Source organism: Campylobacter sp. 2014D-0258 (assembly GCF_008000495.1).
GTDB lineage: Bacteria > Campylobacterota > Campylobacteria > Campylobacterales > Campylobacteraceae > Campylobacter_D > Campylobacter_D jejuni.
In genome coordinates this window covers 401,680-421,285 of record NZ_VOAR01000025.1, presented here as the reverse complement: position 1 = coordinate 421,285, position 19,606 = coordinate 401,680, and the positions used below count along the sequence as shown (strand labels likewise).

Genomic DNA, 19,606 nt, shown 5'->3' with positions numbered 1-19,606 from the left:
AATGCTAGTAACAATACTTTCTACAAAATAATCAACTAAAATTTCCGCATTTCCTAAACTCTGAATTTCATCAATCTTATCATTAAAACCAATAAAATTAGAAATTTTAACAAGGATAATGTTTTTAAATGTTCTATAAGTATTTCTTGATGATTTTTGAATGATAATAATTTTAGCAAATCTAGAAAAATAATTTACTATTCTTTTTGTAAATTCTTTTTTTGATTCAAGGGAATTGATAATAACATATTCTATTTTTGAAGAATCAATGCTTTGAAAATTCGACTAAACAATTGTTCATTATAATTATAAGCTTGCAGTTGATTTGGAAAATACCTTTTGAAATATTTTTGAAATTTTATCCCTATTAAATCATCATTGCTAAATAATAAAAATTTGCGATTGTTAAACATTGATATTCCTAAAAATTATACACATTCTCTTTAAGCTTTCTGTTTTACTTGCAAAATACTTCTGATTTTCTCTAAATCTTTTGGTGTATCCACTGATAAAGATTTGATATTTTCCACTTCAATACAATAAAAATTTTTACCATATTCAATAAATCTTAAAGTCTCTAAACCTTCTATTTTTTCATACTTTGATGGTTTTGATAGAACAAAAAAGTCAAGCATGGATTTTGCATACGCTAAGACTCCAATATGCTTATAATAATCAAAATTCAAACTCTTATAAGGAGTAGGTATAGGAGTTCTTGACATATAGATAGCTTTTTTATTTGAATCAAAAATAATTTTTATATTGCTTGGATCTAAAAGCTCATTTGGGGATTTAATCTTGCAAATTAAATTTGCAACAAAACCTTTATGAATAGTCTTTGGGACAATACGATCAATTATCTTTGGCTCAATTAAAGGCTCATCACCATTGATTTGCACATACAAATCAGCTGCAATTTTTTGCGAAACTTCATGTATCCTTGAAATACCACTTTCGTGAATTTTGGTAGTTATATTTGGTATATCAAATTTATCACAAGCCTTAGATATTCTCTCATCATCTGTAGCAACTACTAAATCTGTTAATTTTTCAGATTTTTTAGCTTGTTGATATACCCACCATATCATAGGCTTTCCTAAAATATCAGCCAAAGGTTTTCCAGGAAATCTTGTAGATGCGTATCTTGCTGGAATTACACCTAAAATTTTCATTATTTCCCCTTTTTTAATTGAAAATAAGTATTTTCAAACTTTTTATTTCTTTAAAAATATAAAGAGCTATTGTATGATTTTTAGGCTAATAAAAATATAAAAAAATACAAATAATATTGAATAATATCGAACTTGGGTTATATGTTATATTTTGTTGAAAATATTTTATTTTTAATAAAATATGAGAAATTATCTATTTTATAAGGAAACGTATTGTTAAAAAATAGAATTAAATAAAGTATGCTGTCAAGACAACTCGAATATTTTAACTGTTTTAAAATGCATAGAACAAAGTAAAGAAAGATTTGTATTTACTGTAGATCAAAATTCATTTGTATAGTCACAGATTAGGAATATAAGAAGATTTTTTATTAGACAAAATTAGCAAACAAACAATCTCTTGCAATTTATCAAAATGATTTTAGTCTTATCAATTAGACAAATAAGACTAAAAAGCTTTGATTAAGAGAGCTTTTAAAGCAAAGTTGTTATAATTAAAAGCAAAAAGAAATATTGTATGGATAGGGAAGTATTTTATATAGCAGGATATGATCCTAAAAGTTATAGATTTTATTATGATTTATTTAAAAAAAACCTAAAAGATTATTCTCATACTTTTAACATTAAAGCTGATTTAAGTAAAATTGAAAAAAATGAGCAATTTCCTTTTTTTAAAATTTCTTGCGAGGGAGTGCAAACTAAATATCATTTTTTAACATGGAATGATATTGTTAAGAAAAATTGGTCGGAAAATTACAAAGATGCTTTGGCAGATTGTTATAGTTTTTTTAGAATTTATACTATCACAGGACTTTTTATCAAATTTGGCAAAGAGTCGATTTATCAACTTATCACAGGTTATTATCCTTTTTTTTATGTGTTATTTTCTTTACTATTTTCTTTGGTTTTAGCTTTTGGAAGTTTTGCTTTTTTGCAAAATTATACGCATTTTTCTTTAGCTATCATCATAGGATGTTTTTTAGGATTTTTATTAAATCATTTTTTATTTAAATTAGGTAAGAAATTAGCTGTATTTTGGATAGCAAGAATTTGTGCTTTTTGTGCTACTTGGCAAGATAAAAAAATAGGCGCTATGCAAGAAAGAATCATGCTTTTTGCAAATGTTATAGTGGAGAAGCTAAAACAAAACGAAAGCAAACAAGATTATGAGCTTATTTTAGTAGCGCATAGTGTTGGAACTATAGTTTGTATAGAAGTTTTGGAGTGTATTTTAAGACAAAATTTAGATTTATCTTTACTTCGTAAATTAAAAATTCTTACTTTAGGAGAATGCATACCTTTAGTGAGTTATCAAAAAAAAGCAGATGAATTTAGAAAGAAGCTTGAATTTGTTTCAAGGTTTGATTTAAAATGGTATGATTACACATCGATTATTGATGGAGCATGTTTTCCTCAAGTGGATTTTTTCCGCACGAGTGGTGTAAATGCTAAATTTACACCCCCATTTTTAAGTGCTAAATTTCACACTTTATATGAAAAACATGAGTATAAAAAAATAAAAAGAGATAAAAACAAAGCGCACTTTTTATATCTTTATAGTATTAGTGTTAAAGGTGATTATGATTTTTTTTCTTTCATCATAATGTCTAAATTTTTAGAAGAAAAGGTAAAAATATGAGTGAATGTCCCTTTTTTCCAAAACCTTATAAAAATAAGGCTTCTACACTTTTAACTTTTTTGTTAAAGCGTAGATCTTGGCTTGATGGACTTTATGAGCGTAGTTATAAAATGCAAACAGGCTATGTGAAGATGCCAAATTTTGATCTTTATGTTATAAATGACACTAAAGAAGTTAAAAGAATGATGGTTGATGAGGTTAGAGAATTTCCTAAAAGTGCATTTTTGCATGAGCTTTTAAGTCCGCTTTTAGGAGAGAGCATTTTTACTACAAATGGTGAAGTTTGGAAAAAGCAAAGAGAGCTTTTGCGTCCAAGTTTTGAAATGACTCGTATCAATAAAGTGTTTAATCTTATGAGTGAAGCCGTAGCTGATATGATGGATCGTTTTAGCAAGTATCCAAATCATGCTGTTATTGAAGTAGATGAAGCTATGACTTTTATTACCGCTGATGTGATTTTTCGCACCATTATGTCTTCAAAACTCGATGAGGAAAAAGGTAAAAAAATCTTAAATGCCTTTGTGACTTTTCAAGAGCAAAGCGTTCATACAGCTATGCATCGTATGTTTCGTTTTCCAAAATGGCTTTCTTATGTATTAGGAGATCGTAAGCGTGCTAAGGCTGGAGATGTGATCAGGCAGGTTTTAAGTGATATCATAAAACCAAGATATGATATGACAGATAATGCGGAATTTGAAGATATTTTAGGATCTTTGCTTTTAGTAGTGGATGCGGATACAAATAAGCGTTTTTCTTTTGAGGAAATTTTAGATCAAGTAGCTATGCTTTTTTTAGCAGGACATGAAACCACAGCAAGTTCTTTGACATGGACGCTTTATTTGCTTAGTCTTTATCCTAAGGAGCAAGAAAAAGCTTATGAGGAGATTACTCAGGTTTTACAGGGTAGAGCTATTGAAATTTCTAATCTAAGACAGTTTAAATACTTAACAAATATTTTTAAAGAATCTTTAAGGCTTTATCCTCCTGTTGGGTTTTTTGCAAGAGAGGCAAAAAAAGATACCCAAGTTAGAGATAAGCTTATTAAAAAAGGTTCTGGGGTGGTGATTGCTCCTTGGCTGATACACAGACATGAAGAATTTTGGACAAATCCGCATGGGTTTAATCCCTCTCGTTTTGAAGGAGAATACAAAAAAGATGCTTATTTGCCTTTTGGGGTAGGGGAGAGAATTTGTATAGGACAAGGTTTTGCTATGCAAGAAGCGATTTTGATTTTGGCTAATATTTTAAAAACTTACAAACTAGAACTTGAAGAAGGTTTTGTACCTGATGTAGTAGGGCGTTTAACAGTGCGTTCGGCTAATGGTATGAGGATAAAATTTAGCAAAAGAGAGTTATGAAAAGAGTTAGAGTTAAAATTCGCGCCAATTTTCGTCGTCGTGTAAAACGCACCTTAAAAGGAAGCTTAAAAGAAAAATTAGCAGGGACTATTTTGCTTTGTGCGATAGTACCTTTAGCAGTTTTAGGATATCTTTTTATCGTGATTATAGGAACTTTTTTTAATACCGCACGAGCAAGACAGGGTGTTAGAGCCTTAGATCATTTTGTAAATGCAAGCTTGTTTAATGGCTATGCTTGGGAGAGCGTTTCTTCTCATGCGTGGCGTGAAAGAAATCGCAAAAAATGGGCAAGGATTGTTATAAAAATCACAGATTTTTTTCAAAAAGACCATTGTAAAAGAGCAAATAAAAGAGAACAACCTGTGGTAGATTTCATACTTTCAAGAAATTTAGACAAGCAAACTATAGGAAAATAATCAAACTATAGCCACTATGGCTATAGCAAAACCATTATCATGAGAAATGCTTAGAGAAGTTTGAGTGATATTAAAATCTTTTGTAATTTTTTGAGAATATTTTAATTTAGGGGCATTTCTTTCATCTTTTGATATTTCAATATCAAAAAAACTGCATAATTCACAAATTCCAACACCCAAAGCCTTGCTAGCAGCTTCTTTAGCAGCCCAAAGACCTGCTAGAGTTGCTGGATTTTTAATGAGTATTTGTTCTTTTGGGCTTAGAAATTTATCCAAAAAATTTTTGCCATGTCTAGAATGAATTTTTTCTATCCTAGAAATGGCGATGATATCACAGCCTACACGCATTAAGAAACTACAAAATCCGTAAAATAAACATTTTTAATAAAGCCATCGGTTAAAATTTCATTGATTTTTCCAACTAGCTCATCTTTTAAACGTTCTTTGCCTTTTTGTGTACTTACTTCTTCAAAAGTTTTAGCTGTTAATGTACGAATAATAATATCACGAATCACTGGAACTTTTTTGTCAAGTTCAGGTTTTAAAAGTTCGCTATTTTGTTCTAATTCTATAGTGCATTTTACATATCTTGAGCCACTATCGCTAAGTAAATTTAGGGTAAAAGGATCAAGTGGATACATAGGACCTATATTAGCAAAATCACTACCTCGTTGAGTAGGGGCTGAAACCTTAGGTTTATCGGCTTTTGCCTCTTCTTTTGGAGCTTCTTTGACTTCACTTTCATCACTTGAACTGCTTGAAATAAGCCAAGCAATTACTCCCATAATACTAAGAAGTAAAACAAAAAGTAAAATAACAATAATAATTACAAGTGAACCGCCTTTTTTCTTTTTCGTTTCTTCGTTTTCTAATTCTTCATCCATAAATTTTCCTTTATTTAGTGAAATTAATGTAAAATTGTAGCAAAAATTTCTTTTCTATCCAAATTTGCTTTAGAAAAACGATAAATTTAGGTTAAAGAAGAGATGAATTTGAAGGAAAAAAATGTTAGATGTGATTTTTAGAGAATATGATATAAGAGGACTTTATGGCAAAGAACTAAATGAAAAAAGTGTTAAGGCTATAGGTTTTTGCTTAGGACAAACCATGCTAAATAAAGGCTGTAAAAATGTAAGTGTGGGTTATGATGCAAGATATAGTGCAAATGAGCTTTTTAATTATCTGGTGAGTGGACTTAACAAAGCGGGAATAAAAATCTATGATATAGGGCTTGTGCCAACTCCATTGGGGTATTTTAGTCTTTATGAGGGCTTGAAATTTGATGCAAATGTTATGATAACAGGCTCTCATAACCCAAAAGATTATAATGGTTTTAAAATCACTATCAATAAAGAAAGTTTTTTTGGTGTGGAATTAAAAGAGTTTTCAAAAGAAGTTTATAAGCATTTAGATGATGAGATTGAAGAAAATTTAGAAGTAGAAAAATACGATATTTTAAGCCTTTATGTGAAATTTATGTGCGAGCAATTTAGCTTTTTAAAGGATTTTAATTATAAATTTGGTGTTGATTGTTCAAATGGTGCGGCTGGAGTAGTGATAAAGCCTTTAATCAAGGCTTTAAATTTAAAAGCTCATGTAATGTTTGCAGAGCCTGATGGACAGTTTCCAAACCACGCTCCAGATCCTACAGAAGAAGAAAACTTAAGTGCGATTAGAGAGTTTTTAAATCAAAATCAAGATTATTCTTTATCTTTTGCTTTTGATGGGGATGCTGATAGAATGGTTGCTTTGAGTAAAACTCATGTATTTTGTGGAGATGAGCTTTGTTATTTGTTTGCTAAAAATATTCCTAATCCACGCATTTTAGGTGAGGTAAAATGTTCTAAAAATCTTTTTGATGAAGTGGCTAAATTTGGAACTATTTTTATGGGAAAAACAGGACATTCTAACATCAAAAAAATGATGAAAGAAAAAGATATTGATTTAGCAGCTGAAGTGAGTGGGCATATTTTCTTTAAACATAGATATTTTGGTTATGATGATGGAATTTATGCATTTTTAAGAGCCTTAGAGCTTGTTTATAAAGGCTTTGATTTAGAAAGCATGATTAAGGCTTTGCCAAAACTTTATACTACACCTGAAATTAAAATTCCTGTAAATGAAGAAGAAAAATTCAAACTTGTGGAAGAATTTCAAAAAGAGATTGAAAAAGGAGCTTTAAAAGGTGTTAAAAGTCTTTGTGAAATTGATGGAGCTAGGATAGATTTTGGCGATGGATGGGCTTTGCTTCGTGCATCTAACACTAGCCCTTATCTTATCACACGCTTTGAGGCAACTTCTTTAGAAAGAGCAAAAGAGCTTGAAAGTATGGTATTTACTTTATTTGATGATATAAAAGCTAGATTTAAGAATTGATGAGATAATATTTCGCGATTTAAATTTATCTTAAAAGGAATCAAAAATGAAAAAAATACTTGTTCTACTTACACTATGTGCTTTTGCTTTTGGTGCAAGTGAATGCGATAAAAAAATTGATCGTATTAATAAAGAAATCAGTTTTTCTAAAGCACATAATGACACAGCTAGAACTTTAAGCTTGGAGCTTGCTTTAAAACAAGTGCAAAATGATTGTACTAAAGATCCTATGTTTTATGATAAAAAGTTAGAAGCTAAAAAACTTAAAGAACAAGAAGTGGAAAAAATCGAAAAAGAACTCGATGCTTTACATGATCAAAAAGACTATATGAGTAAGGTTGAGTATAAAGCTAAGAAAAAAGCTTTAAAAGAGCAAAAAGAGAAAATTAAAAAAGAGATTGAAGAATATATTGATAATCTCTAAAAATTAAAAGGCTAATTAAATTTAGCCTTTTTAAACCCTACCTTTTTTAAGATTTTCTAATAATTCTTCTATATTATAAATTTCTCTGTGTTCTGGTGTTAAAAGATGGATTAAAATATCACCAAGATCAATCACACTCCATTCTTCGCTACTATCTATGTTTAAAAATTCCTCACCTTTGGCTTTAAGTTGTGTTTTAAGCTCATCGATCAAGGATAGAGCGTGTCTTTCTCCTAAAGTAGCTGCGATAATGACATATTTTACAAAGTATTCTTGCTCGCTCATGTCAATGGTTTTGATATCTTCAGCTTTTTTTTCATCTAAAATTTTAACGATTAAATCTATTCTTTCTTGCATTATTGTCCTTTAATTTTTGAAATTGTATCAATTTTTTTGTAATTTTTCATAATATTTTTTTACTTCATCTTTAATTTCTTCGCAAACTTCATTTGTATTTAAAGTGTTGCGTATGAAAGAAGAAGCGATTTTTTTATCGGTTTTTAAATCTTTAAAATTCTTAGGAATTTCTATATCATTGCGATTAGCAATAACAAATTCTACTAAAGAATTAAGTTTTTCAAAATCATGCCAAAGATGAAGTTTTTCTAAATGATCTGCGCCGATTAAAAGATAAAATTTACTAGGATTATAAAGCTTATAAAGATACTTAACACTTTCTATGCTAGGAACAGGGCGTTTTTGCTTGGTTTCAAAATCACAAATTTCAACTTTTGGAAAATGTCCCCAAAGTTTTTTAACCCATAAGAATCTTTGCTTTTCATCAGCACTAAAGTTTTGTTTAAAAGGGTTGATATAAGTAGGCATAATAATAAGCTTATCAATATCTAATTTTTCCAAAGCCTCTAAAATAACGCTATTGTGTCCATTATGTGGTGGATCAAAACTGCCACCAAAAAGTGCTATCTTCATTAAAATTTTAACCTTTTTTTTGTAGAATATTAGCATTATATTTTGCAAAAGGAAATTAAATGGCTGTAAAAGTTGCTATAAATGGTTTTGGACGTATAGGCAGATGTGTTGCAAGAATCATCTTAGAAAGAAATGATATTGAGCTTGTGGCGATAAATGATACTACGGATATTGAACTTACAAAATACCTTTTTAAATACGATACAGTACATGGTGAATTTAAAGGCAGTGTTGATAGTGAAGGCGATGATTTAGTGGTAAATGGTAAAAAAATCAAAGTATTTAAAAGTCGCAATGTAAAAGATCTTGACTTTGCAAAACACGGCGCACAAATTGTTTTAGAGTGCACAGGAGCGCATTTAACTATGGCAAAATGTCAAGAATTTATAGATATGGGAGTACAAAAAGTGATCATGAGTGCTCCTGCAAAAGATGATACTCCTACTTATGTTTTAGGAGTAAATTCAGAACTTTACAAGGGTGAAAGCATTATTTCTAATGCAAGTTGTACAACAAATTGTTTAGGTCCTGTTTGTCGTGTTTTACAAGATAATTTTGGCATAGAAAAAGGACTTATGACAACAATACATGCTTATACAAATGGACAAAGTATTATTGATGCTAAAGCTAAAGATAAACGCCGTTCTCGTGCTGCAGCGCAAAATATCATTCCAACTTCTACAGGCGCAGCAAAAGCTATGAAACTTGTTATGCCTGAACTTAATGGCAAGCTTCATGGACAAAGTATGCGTGTGCCAGTGATTGATGTATCAAGCGTGGATTTAACTGCACAACTAAGCCGTAAAGTTAGCAAAGATGAAATCAATGAAGCTTTCAGAAAAGCTGCAGCTACAAATTTAAAAGGCATTTTAATGGTAGATGATGATGAAAGAGTTTCAAGCGATTTTATCACTTGTTCTTATGGAGCTATTGTAGCAAGTGATTTAACTCAAGTGATTGCGGATGATTTTATCAAGGTAATTGCTTGGTATGATAATGAATGGGGCTATTCAAGTCGTCTAGTAGATATGGCAGTATATATTGCAAATAAGGCTTAATCATGAGTGATATTATTTCTATAAAAGACATTGATTTAGCTAAGAAAAAAGTTTTTATAAGATGTGATTTTAATGTTCCTCAAGATGATTTTTTAAATATCACTGATGATAGACGCATAAGATCAGCTATTCCTACGATAAGATATTGTTTGGATAATGGTTGTAGTGTGATTTTAGCCTCTCACTTAGGACGCCCAAAAGAAATTAGTTCCAAGTATTCTTTAGAACCCGTAGCTAAGCGTCTTGCTAGACTTTTAGATAAAGAAATTATCATGGCAAAAGATGTTATCGGTGAAGATGCAAAAACTAAAGCTATGAATTTAAAAGCAGGTGAAATTTTACTTCTTGAAAATTTGCGTTTTGAAAAAGGTGAAACTAAAAATGATGAAAATTTAGCCAAAGAACTTGCTTCTATGGTTCAAGTTTATATCAATGATGCTTTTGGAGTATGCCATAGAGCACATTCTAGCGTGGAGGCTATTACTAAATTCTTTGATGAAAAACACAAAGGTGCAGGATTTTTACTCCAAAAAGAAATTGATTTTGCAAGCAATCTTATCAAACATCCAGCACGTCCTTTTGTCGCTGTTGTTGGAGGTTCAAAGGTAAGTGGAAAACTTCAAGCATTGACAAATTTATTACCAAAGGTAGATAAATTAATCATAGGCGGAGGTATGGCATTTACTTTTTTAAAAGCTTTAGGTTATGATATAGGAAATTCACTTTTAGAAGAAGAACTTTTAGAAGAAGCTAATAAAATTCTTACCAAGGGTAAAAATTTAGGAGTGAAAATTTATCTTCCAGTAGACGTTGTAGCCGCTCCTGCGTGCTCACAAGATGCGCCGATGAAATTTGTTCCAGCGCAAGAAATTCCAAATGGTTGGATGGGTTTAGATATAGGACCTGCGAGTGTGAGACTTTTTAAGGAGGTGATTTCTGATGCGCAAACGATTTGGTGGAATGGACCTATGGGTGTTTTTGAAATTGATAAATTTTCAAAAGGTAGCATTAAAATGAGTCATTATATCAGCGAAGGACATGCAACTTCTGTTGTTGGAGGCGGTGATACGGCTGATGTGGTTGCGCGCGCAGGTGATGCAGATGAAATGACTTTTATTTCCACTGGAGGTGGTGCTTCTCTTGAACTTATAGAAGGTAAAGAACTTCCAGGCGTAAAAGCTTTAAGATCTAAGGAAAATGAATGATCTTTGCTGCAAATTTAAAATGCAATCACACAAGAGCAAGTTTTAAAATTTATGCTGAAATTTTAAATAAAACTATGGGAGCAAAATGTGATGATATTATCGTTTTCCCACCTAGTGTAGCATTTTTAGAAAATGAAAATAACTTCATACAAGGAGCCCAAAATTTTTATCCTTGTGTTAATGGCGCTTTTACAGGCGAGCTTGGAAAAGAACATTTGGACGAATTTGGGATCAAATGTGTTTTAATCGGGCATTCTGAAAGAAGAGCTTTAGGAGATGAAGCACTTATTAAGGCTAAATTTGATTTCGCTAAAGAGCATGGTTATAAAATTGTTTTTTGTATAGGTGAGAATTTAGATACAAAAAATTCAGGCAAGACTTTAGAGTTTTTAAAAAAACAACTTGAAATTATTGATTTAAATTATGAAAGACTCATTATCGCTTATGAGCCTATTTATTCTATAGGAACGGGAGTGAGTGCACAAACTACAGATATCGCTAAAGTGCTTGAATTTTTAGCGAGTTTAACCAAGGTACCTTTGCTTTATGGTGGAAGTGTGAATGAAAATAATATCAAAGAAATTTTAAGTGTAAAATATTGTGGCGGAGTTTTGATAGGCTCTGCAGCTTTAAAAGTAGAAAATTTTATAAAATTAATCAAAAGGATAAAAGATGATTATGAAGGGTAAAAAAGGCCTTATTGTAGGGGTTGCAAATAATAAATCTATTGCTTATGGCATAGCAAAAGCATGTTTTGATCAAGGAGCCCAGCTTGCTTTTACTTTTTTAAATGATGCTTTAAAAAAACGCGTAGAACCTATAGCACAAGAGTTTAATTCTAATTTTGTTTATGAGCTTGATGTAAACAATAATGAGCATTTAGATTCTATCGCTGAAAAAATCAAAAAAGATTTAGGCGAGATTGATTTTGTAGTGCATGCGGTTGCTTTTGCTCCAAAAGAAGCTTTAGAAAATTCTTTTTTAGAAACTTCAAAAGAAGCTTTTGATATAGCTATGCAAACTTCTGTGTATTCTTTACTTTCTTTAACGCGTGCGGTTTTGCCTATTTTAAAAGATAAGGGTTCGATTTTGACTTTAAGTTATCTTGGTGGGGTTAAATATGTACCTCATTATAATGTTATGGGTGTAGCAAAAGCTGCACTTGAAAGTTCTGTGCGTTATTTAGCAAGAGATCTAGGAGTAAAAGGAATTCGTGTTAATGCTATTTCAGCAGGTCCTATTAAAACTTTGGCAGCAAGTGGAATAGGGGATTTTAGAATGATTTTAAAATACAATGAAATCAATTCTCCTTTAAAACGCAATGTGAGTATAGAAGATGTAGGAAATTCGGCTATGTATTTACTTAGTGATTTGGCAAATGGTGTTACAGGTGAAATACATTATGTCGATGCAGGATATAACATCATGGGTATGGGCGATGTTGAAAAAAATGAAGAAGGACAAACTGTTCTTTGTTGGGATAATCAAAAAGGATAAAAAATGACAAAGCTTAGCAATGAAGAATTAAAAAATATACTTGAAGATCGCATTAAAAAACTTGAAAATTCTACTTTAAAAGAGGACAAGGTTATCAATGAAGAAAGTGTAAAAATTCTTGCTAGGCATTTATCTTTAGGCAATGAAATTCCAGCTCTTGCTCAAAGATTTTTTCAAATCGCACCTAAAACAAAGTTAGTATGGCTTCATCTTTGTGAATGTACAGGGTGTAGCGAGAGTTTGTTGCGTTCTGAGTTGCCAAGTTTTGATGAGCTTATTTTTGATTTTTTTTCTTTAGAATATCATGAAACTTTAATGGCGGCAAATGGCACTAAGGCTGAAGAACTTTTAGAGCATGTTTTAGAAGAAGATTTTATTTTAGCGGTTGAAGGTGGTGTTGCAGCCATTGATACCTTTTTTCTTACTATAGGAGCACAAGGAGAGAGTGGCTATGAAATTTTAGAAAAACTAGCCGCTAAAGCCAAGGCTATCTTTGCAGTGGGTACTTGTTCAAGTTATGGTGGTATTCAAGCTGCTTATCCAAATCCTAGTAAAACTTGTGGTATTAGCGAAGTCTTAAGTCAAAAAGTAGTAAATATCCCAGGTTGTCCTCCAAGTGATGTAAATATCATTGCGACTTTAAGTTTTTTTGCTTTATTTGGAGTTTTGCCTGAACTTGATGAGCAAAATCGTCCTGTGTGGGCTTATGGTAAATGTTTGCATGATATGTGTGAAAGAAAGGCGAAATTTGAAAGTGGGATTTTTGCTGAACATTTTGATGATGAAGCTGCAAAGAATGGAGCTTGTTTATTTAAGATAGGTTGTAAAGGACCTTATACTTACAATAACTGCCCTAAAGTGAAATTCAATGCTAAAACTTCTTGGCCAGTGGCTGCAGGACATGGTTGTATAGCCTGTAGTGAGAAAAATTTTTGGGATGAGTTTGGGAATTATGAAAAGCCTATGGCAAATATTTTTTCTTACGCTAAACTTTGCAATGAAGAGTTAAAACAAGAATTTTTTCTAGAAGAGCAAATTAAAATTTTAGAACAAATAGATTTTGAATTTGAAAGCAATATAAAACTTATTTTACAAAATATAGCTAAAAATAAATTAGGCGCTTTGCTTGTAGAAAATTATAAAAAATCCTTTGAAAAAAACTATGCTTTTATAGAACAAAATTTTGATGAAAATCCTATGCCTTCAAAAGATTTTTGGAAATATCTTGAAATAAGCTTTATTTTAGTTAAAGGTGAGTTTTTAAAAGATAAGAATGATTTTTTAATTGCGGCAAAAAATTACGCTTTTAAACATGCAAGTCCTTATGATTTTAAGTTAAATATAAACGCTGAAAAACCAAAGCTTGATGTGAGTAAATCTTTTCGTATGACTTTAATTTATCTTTGCGGCGGACTTGATTTTGAAGGTGTTGCTTATAGCATTTTAAAAGCTTTTGAAGATAATATCGCTAAAATTTCATCATTAAAAGCAAGTTAGTTTAATAAAATTTTAGCAATATGAAGCCCTATAAAAGCTACTATATAAGCACTTGTGCAGGTAAAAAGAAAGAGAAAGAGAGTGTATTTTAGCTTTCCGCTTTCTTTTGAAAAAACTATAGTTGCTGCAAAGCAAGGATTATAAATCATTACAAATAAAATAAAAGCCACTGCACTTGGTATAGGTATATTTTTAGTGATAATTCCTTTTAAATCATTATTTGTTTCATCTACATCTTTTCCTAGTGAATAAAGCATTCCCATAGTTGAAATCATCACTTCTTTAGCAGCCAAACCACTGATTAAAGATACGCTTAATTTCCAATCTAACTCAAGGGGTTTAAAAATAGGTTCTATGCTTTTGCCAAATTGTCCTAAATAACTTTGTTCTATAGCTCTTCTTTCTTGAGCATTAAAATCATTTAAATTTTCTTCACTTTTTGGAAAATTACTAGCAAACCATATGAGCAAAGAGGCCAAAAGTATGAAAGTTCCTGCTTTTTTAAGATACATTTTGGCTTTATTATAAACCATAAACCAAACTAAATGCCAATTTGGCATACGATATTTTGGCATTTCCATAACAAAAGGTTCATCAAGTCCACGAAATGCTGTCATTCTTAAAAATTTTGCAGCACAAAGTCCTAAAATCGCACCTAAAATATAAATTCCAAAAAGATAATTTCCTGCTTTTTCACTTGGAAAAAAAGCGCCGATAAAAAGCACATATACAGGAAGTCTTGCCCCGCAACTCATAAAATTGATCACAAAAAGAGTTAAAAGTCTATCTCTTTTGTTCTTAAGAGTGCGTGTAGCCATAAAAGCAGGTACTGAACAACCAAAACCAGTGATTAGTGGAATAAAACTTTTACCATGCAAACCAAATTTATGTAAAATCCCATCAAGTAAAAAAGCTACTCTTGACATATAGCCTGTGGTTTCTAAAAGAGCTATGCCTAAAAATAAAATCATTATATTAGGCAAAAAAAGTATCACAGCACCAACACCTGCATAATCCCATCAGCCAAAGCTGAAGCGATGAAGGTATTAGAAATATTGTTTTTAACAAATTCACCTAAGGCATTAAAGCCTGATTCTATATAATCCATAGGAATTTGTCCTAAGCTAAAGGTGAGTTGAAATAAAAGCCACATTAAAAATAAAAATATAGGTAAGCCAAAGAATTTATGGATAAGTAAGGCATCGATTTTTTTGGTTAAATTTCTCTCTTCTTTTTTATGTGTGATAATTTTTTTTGAAAGTTCATTAATAAAATATAATAAATCTTCTTTTTCTGGAGTTTTTTCGCAAAGCGGAGTGTAAAATTGAGATCTTGGAATAAATTTACTTTCAAATAAAATAATAATTTTTTGCAGCAAAAGTTCTAAATTTTCTTTTGTTTTTGCTGAAATTTCAACAACTTGACTTTGAAATTCTTGGCTTAAAATAGAAGTGTCAAGCTCTATACCTTCTTTTTTGGCTTCATCGCACATATTTAAAGCTAAAAGCATTTTTTTATTAAGGCTTAAAAGTTCTGCACTAAGGATAAGATTGCGTTCTAAATTGGTAGCATCTAAAACATTAACAATAACATCATAGTCATTTTGATTTAAAAAATGACGTGTGATTTTTTCTTCTTCGCTATATCCATCTAAAGAATAAGTTCCTGGCAAATCAATGACTTCAAATTCATAGTTTTTATAAAAAGTTTTTGCGCTTGCTTTTTCTATAGTAACTCCGCTAAAATTTCCTACTTTCATATTGGCTTTGCAAAGCGCATTAATAAGAAGACTTTTGCCTACATTAGGCTGACCTACAAGGGCTATTTTGATTTTTTTCATATAAGATTCACTTCTATGGTTTTAGCTTCATCAGATCTTAGGATAACACAACTTGTATCAAGTTCTACCATTATGGTGGCATTTTTTAAAGAGGAGTGAATTTTTTTCAAGTTTTTATTTTTGATAAATCCAAAGCTTAAAAGTCTATTTTTGAGTTCTTTTTGAGCGCTTAAATTGACAATAATAGCCTTTTGTCCATCTTTTAAATTATCTAAAGTCATTGTAATTCCTAAATTAATAATAAATATTATAATAAAAAAGTGTAATGAAATTATCCTTCTTGTAAAAAGAAGGATAAATATTTAAAAAGAAAAGTGGTTTAAATTTTCTAGATTGATGATTTGATCTAGAATTTTGTTAGCTTTAGCATTATCAAGGTAAATTTGTGCATTGGCTAAAAATTTAGCTTTTAATTCTTCAAAACTTAATGGATTATCAAAATTACCTTTATTTATAAAAACATCTTTTTGGATTGTGCGTCCATCTTGCAAACTGGCTTCTAAATGCCCTGGAAAATATTTTGGAAAGCCTTGAGATTTCCTTTTTTCGTAACTGATTTTTTTAGCAAATTCTAGTACTTCTTCACGCTTTAAATTTTCATAAGATTCAAGAGTGATTTTACCATCAAAGAATCCAAGAGCCATTAAAAAAGGCATGGAAAATTTAGCTTCATAAGCACTATTTGGAGTGTATTTTGCTTCCAAAGGATCGCAGATAAAAGAAATAGGAACTTCATCTACAAAGCAATGAATACTTTGAATTTCATTAGCTTTTAAACCATCATTTTTTAAAGCAATGGCACAATCAATAAGCCCATGAGCAAAATGACAGCTTGGATAAGGTTTGATTGAAACTTGCATGGTTTGCCAAATTTCACCTAAGGCTTTGTTAAGTTCTGTTTTATCGCATTCTTCTTCTATGCCAAAACATTTAAAGATATTATCCCTACCTTCAAAAATACTCAAAGGTCCACTCATATGGTTTTTAGCAAAATGAGCTACTATAATACCGTTTTTAATAGCATTGGCAATATGTAAAACTTTTGAATTAGATCCATTGGATAAAAACTCATTAATCCCACTTGCAAAACTTCCTGCAAGTCCTAAAGCATTGATGATTTGTTCTTTGTTAAGATCTAGTAAGATTGCACTTGCACTCACGCTTCCAAAAATTCCTGCAATAGCAGTAGTATGAAAACCACGCTTATGAAAAGTGCCTTTACTTGCAATGCCTACCCTAGCTGCAATTTCCCAGCCTATTATAAAAGCTTTGATGATTTTTTTCGCATCTTTGCTAACATGAAAACCATAACTTAAACAAAGTGGAGTTAAAATCGCACTTGCATGCAAAATCGCTTCTGTATGCGTATCGTCAAAATCTAACGCATGAGAAGCAATGCCATCTAGCATGGCTGCGTATATAGGATCTAATTTTTGATCATTTACCCAAATAGGAGTATTTTTTTCTGTGCTTAAATTTTCAAAAGCTTTAAAAGCATTTAAAACACATTCTTCTTTGCTTGCTGCTATAGCTGTTCCAAGGCTATCAAGCATAAGCTCTTTAGCTCTTTGAACAACTGTATTAGGGATATTTTCATATTTAAGATTGAAAATAAAATCCGCTAAAATTTCACTATAGAACATGATTTTTCCTATTTTAAGATAGCACTATTTTTGATTTTTGCCAAAAATTCATCTACAAGTTTTGGCGCATATCCTACATAGGTTGTTGCATCAAGCAAAGCATCGATTTCTTTTTCTTTCAATACCTTAGATACTCTTTTATCTGCAAGTAAAACTTCTTTAAAAGTTTTTTGTTTTTCGATACCTAGCATAGCATTTTCATAAACAATTTCATGGGCGTGTTGTTTTCCATAATGATCGCTTAATGCAAACATAACACGCTCTGCTAAAACAAAACCATTAAGAGTATTTAAATTTTTAAGCATTTTGTCTTTTTTTACTTCTAAATCGCTAAGAGCGAATTTCATATTTGCTAAAACCACAGAAAGCATTAAAAACATTTCAGGTAAAAGCTTCCATTCCATTTTCCAAACTTGACCATCTCTTTCATGTTCATGTCTTTCAATATCACTTAAAATGGCTAAATTTGCTTTAAAAGCATTGCTTACTGTAACTGCATTTTCGCTTACTGCAGGATTTCTTTTGTGTGGCATAGTGCTTGATCCTACTTGTCCTTTGCCAAAAGGTTCAGCAACTTCATCAATTTCATTATGCGAAAGGATTAAAATTTCATGAGCGATTTTGTTAAAGGTTGCGTTGATATTACCTAGCACAAAACCAAGCTCTATAAAGCGATCACGTGCAGGTTGCCAAGAAATATTAGGCACATCAAGTCCTAAATTTTCTAAAGTGAGTTTTTCTACCTCATTGCACTCATCACTTAAACTTGCTTTAGTTCCTACAGCGCCTACTATACTGCCTACATAAAGTCTTTTTTCAAGCTCAAGTATTCTTTCAAAATGACGCTCAAGTTCGCTTAACCAAATAGCCACTTTATGTCCAAAAGTAATAGGCAAAGCCTGAAGTGCTAAAGTTCTTCCCATCATAGCAGTGTTTTTATGGGTTTTAGCTAGTTTCGCTAAGGCTTTTGCGATAGCTTTTAATTCACTTTTTACAAGAGTCATTGCTTCTTTAAATTGTAAAACCAGTCCTGTATCGATGATATCTTGAGTGGTTACTCCAAAATGTACATATTCGCCTAAATTATTATCGCAAGCTTTTTCTAATCCTCTTACAGTAGGAACTAAAGGGTGTTTGGTCTTTTTAAATTCAGCAAAGATAAAGTCCATATCCATAAATTTATAATGAGCTTTTTTTGCGATCTCATCAGCTGCTTTTTTAGGGATAATTTTAAGTTTTGCTTGTGCTTTTGCTAAAGCTGCTTCAACATCGAGCCATTTTTGTATGCGGTTTTGTTCGCAAAAAATAGCACGCATCTCCTGCGTGCTCCATGAGTCTGCTAGTAATCTATGATCAAATACGCTAATTCCTGTCATCTTATCTCCTTATTTTTTAATACTATCAAAAGCTTGTGTTAAATCAGCAATTAAATCTTTAGTATCTTCAAGACCTATATGAAATCTTACAAATGGTCCTCTTGCGCTCCAATCTGTTGCAGTTCTAGGCGGAGTAGTTACGGTGGCTAAGCTTTCATATCCACCCCAGCTAGCACCAATTGAAAAGTATTCTAGTTTATCTACAAATTTAATAGCATCATCTTTGCTATAACCTTCTGCAAATTCTATGGTAATCATACCATTTGCACCTTTATGATCACGCATGAAAATTTCATGATTTGGGTGGGATTTGAGTTTTGGATAGAAAATTGTTTTAATTTCTTTTCTGCTTTGTAAAAACTCTACAATTTCATCAGCACTTTTTTCATGAGCTTTCATTCTCACATCTAGTGTTCTCATACCACGAAGTACTAAGTAAGCATCATCAGGACTTGTTGTAAAGCCTAAAGCTTCTGGAAGTTTGTCAAAATTTTTCCATTCTTTTTCGTTGATTACTACTATACCCATGGTTACATCAGAGTGTCCACTAAGATATTTTGTAGCGGCGATAACTGAAATATCCACTCCAAGTTCTAAAGGATTTAGAAAATATCCACTAGAATAAGTATTGTCAATAGCTACAGGGATATTATGCGCATGGGCAATTTTGCAAAGTTTTGGTAAATCTATGATTTCATAAAGTATAGAACCTGGACTTTCACATAGGATAAGCTTGGTATTAGGTTTGATTTTTTTCTTCTACATCACTTGCATCAGCTTTTAAAAAATCAATTTCAATGCCCATTTTTTCTAAAAATAATTCGCAAATCGTTCTTACAGGCCCATAAATTGCATCAGTGATTAAAAAATGTGTATCTTTGCTTGCATAGTTTAAAAGCACCATAGCTAATGCTGCAAGTCCTGTTGGGAAAAGTTGTGCTCTATAACCACCCTCTAGAGTGCAAATAAGTTTTTCAAGTTCAAAATTGGTTGTTGTTCCTCTAGATCCATAACTTAAAACACGATCTGTTTTTCTTAATTCTCTGTATTTTTGCCAAGTTGCGTGATCTTTAAAAAGTATGGTTGATGCACGCATAAGTGTAGGATTGACTGATCTTACTTCAGCGCCTTGATCGCCTCTGCCACAATGAATAAGTTTAGTTTTTGAGTTCATT

Annotated in this window: 17 protein-coding genes and 3 pseudogenes; 10 read left to right on the top strand and 10 right to left on the bottom strand. The window is 31.3% G+C overall.

Annotated features, from left to right (window positions below; all coding sequences use genetic code 11):
- Window positions 1-443 precede the first annotated feature (443 nt).
- Window positions 444-1,172, bottom strand: a complete 729-nt coding sequence (gene kdsB / locus SR62_RS06890; RefSeq protein ID WP_074484182.1) for a 3-deoxy-manno-octulosonate cytidylyltransferase — start codon at window positions 1,170-1,172, stop codon at window positions 444-446.
- Between the two features lie 517 nt (window positions 1,173-1,689).
- Here kdsB and SR62_RS06885 point away from each other — a divergent pair.
- Genes SR62_RS06885 through SR62_RS06875 form a run of 3 tightly spaced genes read left to right on the top strand, consistent with a single transcriptional unit; the run spans window position 1,690 to window position 4,585 of the window.
- Entirely contained in the window at window positions 1,690-2,811 is a 1,122-nt protein-coding gene (locus tag SR62_RS06885) for a hypothetical protein (protein ID WP_002892888.1), read from the top strand.
- A complete protein-coding gene (locus SR62_RS06880) occupies window positions 2,808-4,169 on the top strand; it encodes a cytochrome P450 (protein ID WP_002892889.1) in 1,362 nt (453 codons plus the stop codon). The genes SR62_RS06885 and SR62_RS06880 overlap by 4 nt, the downstream gene beginning before the upstream one ends.
- Window positions 4,166-4,585 carry a hypothetical protein gene (locus SR62_RS06875; protein WP_002880391.1) on the top strand — a complete coding sequence of 140 codons (420 nt, stop codon included), beginning with the start codon at window positions 4,166-4,168 and terminating at the stop codon, window positions 4,583-4,585. Before SR62_RS06880 ends, SR62_RS06875 begins: the two co-directional genes overlap by 4 nt.
- Here the strand turns inward: SR62_RS06875 and acpS are convergent, their stop codons facing one another.
- Both acpS and fliL read right to left on the bottom strand, forming a co-directional pair.
- A complete protein-coding gene (gene acpS / locus SR62_RS06870) occupies window positions 4,586-4,933 on the bottom strand; it encodes a holo-ACP synthase (protein ID WP_002860384.1) in 348 nt (115 codons plus the stop codon).
- Window positions 4,933-5,469: a flagellar basal body-associated protein FliL gene (gene fliL / locus SR62_RS06865; protein WP_002855429.1), complete on the bottom strand. Its 537-nt coding sequence runs from the start codon at window positions 5,467-5,469 to the stop codon at window positions 4,933-4,935. Before fliL ends, acpS begins: the two co-directional genes overlap by 1 nt.
- Window positions 5,470-5,571: 102 nt before the next feature.
- On the opposite strand from fliL, the pseudogene pgmL reads away from it, so the two are divergent.
- Both pgmL and SR62_RS06855 read left to right on the top strand, forming a co-directional pair.
- Window positions 5,572-6,961 (top strand): annotated as a pseudogene (gene pgmL / locus SR62_RS06860) (phosphoglucosamine mutase PgmL).
- A gap of 46 nt (window positions 6,962-7,007) precedes the next feature.
- Window positions 7,008-7,385: a DUF1090 domain-containing protein gene (locus SR62_RS06855; RefSeq protein WP_002875241.1), complete on the top strand. Its 378-nt coding sequence runs from the start codon at window positions 7,008-7,010 to the stop codon at window positions 7,383-7,385.
- 30 nt (window positions 7,386-7,415) lie between these two features.
- On the opposite strand, the gene rsfS is transcribed toward SR62_RS06855, so the two are convergent.
- Window positions 7,416-7,742: a ribosome silencing factor gene (gene rsfS / locus SR62_RS06850; protein ID WP_074470088.1), complete on the bottom strand. Its 327-nt coding sequence runs from the start codon at window positions 7,740-7,742 to the stop codon at window positions 7,416-7,418.
- Between the two features lie 27 nt (window positions 7,743-7,769).
- Complete coding sequence (nadD, locus tag SR62_RS06845; RefSeq protein WP_002855470.1) at window positions 7,770-8,315, bottom strand: nicotinate (nicotinamide) nucleotide adenylyltransferase; 546 nt, start codon at window positions 8,313-8,315, stop codon at window positions 7,770-7,772.
- A 59-nt stretch (window positions 8,316-8,374) separates the two neighbouring features.
- Between nadD and gap the strand changes: the two genes are divergently transcribed.
- The 5 genes from gap to SR62_RS06820 are packed head-to-tail and all read left to right on the top strand — an operon-like array spanning window position 8,375 to window position 13,572.
- Window positions 8,375-9,373 (top strand): type I glyceraldehyde-3-phosphate dehydrogenase, encoded by a 999-nt coding sequence (gene gap, locus SR62_RS06840; protein ID WP_002780453.1) that lies wholly within the window; start codon window positions 8,375-8,377, stop codon window positions 9,371-9,373.
- 2 nt (window positions 9,374-9,375) lie between these two features.
- Window positions 9,376-10,578: a phosphoglycerate kinase gene (locus tag SR62_RS06835; RefSeq protein ID WP_002783833.1), complete on the top strand. Its 1,203-nt coding sequence runs from the start codon at window positions 9,376-9,378 to the stop codon at window positions 10,576-10,578.
- Window positions 10,575-11,267 (top strand): triose-phosphate isomerase, encoded by a 693-nt coding sequence (locus SR62_RS06830; protein ID WP_002892891.1) that lies wholly within the window; start codon window positions 10,575-10,577, stop codon window positions 11,265-11,267. Before SR62_RS06835 ends, SR62_RS06830 begins: the two co-directional genes overlap by 4 nt.
- A complete protein-coding gene (gene fabI, locus SR62_RS06825) occupies window positions 11,251-12,075 on the top strand; it encodes an enoyl-ACP reductase FabI (protein WP_002887956.1) in 825 nt (274 codons plus the stop codon). The genes SR62_RS06830 and fabI overlap by 17 nt, the downstream gene beginning before the upstream one ends.
- Window positions 12,076-12,078: 3 nt before the next feature.
- Entirely contained in the window at window positions 12,079-13,572 is a 1,494-nt protein-coding gene (locus tag SR62_RS06820) for a hydrogenase small subunit (RefSeq protein ID WP_002892892.1), read from the top strand.
- On the opposite strand, the pseudogene feoB reads toward SR62_RS06820, so the two are convergent.
- The 5 genes and pseudogenes from feoB to SR62_RS06795 form a co-directional block, all read right to left on the bottom strand.
- Window positions 13,569-15,412: pseudogene (gene feoB / locus SR62_RS06815) on the bottom strand (ferrous iron transport protein B). The gene SR62_RS06820 and the pseudogene feoB overlap by 4 nt on opposite strands.
- Entirely contained in the window at window positions 15,409-15,633 is a 225-nt protein-coding gene (locus SR62_RS06810) for a ferrous iron transport protein A (RefSeq protein WP_060793167.1), read from the bottom strand. Before SR62_RS06810 ends, feoB begins: the two are co-directional and overlap by 4 nt.
- An 81-nt stretch (window positions 15,634-15,714) precedes the next feature.
- A complete protein-coding gene (locus SR62_RS06805) occupies window positions 15,715-17,055 on the bottom strand; it encodes an MmgE/PrpD family protein (RefSeq protein WP_147502319.1) in 1,341 nt (446 codons plus the stop codon).
- 8 nt (window positions 17,056-17,063) lie between these two features.
- Entirely contained in the window at window positions 17,064-18,431 is a 1,368-nt protein-coding gene (gene purB, locus SR62_RS06800) for an adenylosuccinate lyase (RefSeq protein ID WP_002892895.1), read from the bottom strand.
- 9 nt (window positions 18,432-18,440) lie between these two features.
- Window positions 18,441-19,605 (bottom strand): annotated as a pseudogene (locus SR62_RS06795) (trans-sulfuration enzyme family protein).
- Window position 19,606 lies beyond the last annotated feature (1 nt).

Coding starts and splice junctions, on each gene's coding strand:
- kdsB (WP_074484182.1), bottom strand. CDS start 1,172: ATGAAAATTTTAGGTGTAATTCCAGCAAGATACGCATCTACAAGATTT.
- SR62_RS06885 (WP_002892888.1), top strand. CDS start 1,690: ATGGATAGGGAAGTATTTTATATAGCAGGATATGATCCTAAAAGTTAT.
- SR62_RS06880 (WP_002892889.1), top strand. CDS start 2,808: ATGAGTGAATGTCCCTTTTTTCCAAAACCTTATAAAAATAAGGCTTCT.
- SR62_RS06875 (WP_002880391.1), top strand. CDS start 4,166: ATGAAAAGAGTTAGAGTTAAAATTCGCGCCAATTTTCGTCGTCGTGTA.
- acpS (WP_002860384.1), bottom strand. CDS start 4,933: ATGCGTGTAGGCTGTGATATCATCGCCATTTCTAGGATAGAAAAAATT.
- fliL (WP_002855429.1), bottom strand. CDS start 5,469: ATGGATGAAGAATTAGAAAACGAAGAAACGAAAAAGAAAAAAGGCGGT.
- SR62_RS06855 (WP_002875241.1), top strand. CDS start 7,008: ATGAAAAAAATACTTGTTCTACTTACACTATGTGCTTTTGCTTTTGGT.
- rsfS (WP_074470088.1), bottom strand. CDS start 7,742: ATGCAAGAAAGAATAGATTTAATCGTTAAAATTTTAGATGAAAAAAAA.
- nadD (WP_002855470.1), bottom strand. CDS start 8,315: ATGAAGATAGCACTTTTTGGTGGCAGTTTTGATCCACCACATAATGGA.
- gap (WP_002780453.1), top strand. CDS start 8,375: ATGGCTGTAAAAGTTGCTATAAATGGTTTTGGACGTATAGGCAGATGT.
- SR62_RS06835 (WP_002783833.1), top strand. CDS start 9,376: ATGAGTGATATTATTTCTATAAAAGACATTGATTTAGCTAAGAAAAAA.
- SR62_RS06830 (WP_002892891.1), top strand. CDS start 10,575: ATGATCTTTGCTGCAAATTTAAAATGCAATCACACAAGAGCAAGTTTT.
- fabI (WP_002887956.1), top strand. CDS start 11,251: ATGATTATGAAGGGTAAAAAAGGCCTTATTGTAGGGGTTGCAAATAAT.
- SR62_RS06820 (WP_002892892.1), top strand. CDS start 12,079: ATGACAAAGCTTAGCAATGAAGAATTAAAAAATATACTTGAAGATCGC.
- SR62_RS06810 (WP_060793167.1), bottom strand. CDS start 15,633: ATGACTTTAGATAATTTAAAAGATGGACAAAAGGCTATTATTGTCAAT.
- SR62_RS06805 (WP_147502319.1), bottom strand. CDS start 17,055: ATGTTCTATAGTGAAATTTTAGCGGATTTTATTTTCAATCTTAAATAT.
- purB (WP_002892895.1), bottom strand. CDS start 18,431: ATGACAGGAATTAGCGTATTTGATCATAGATTACTAGCAGACTCATGG.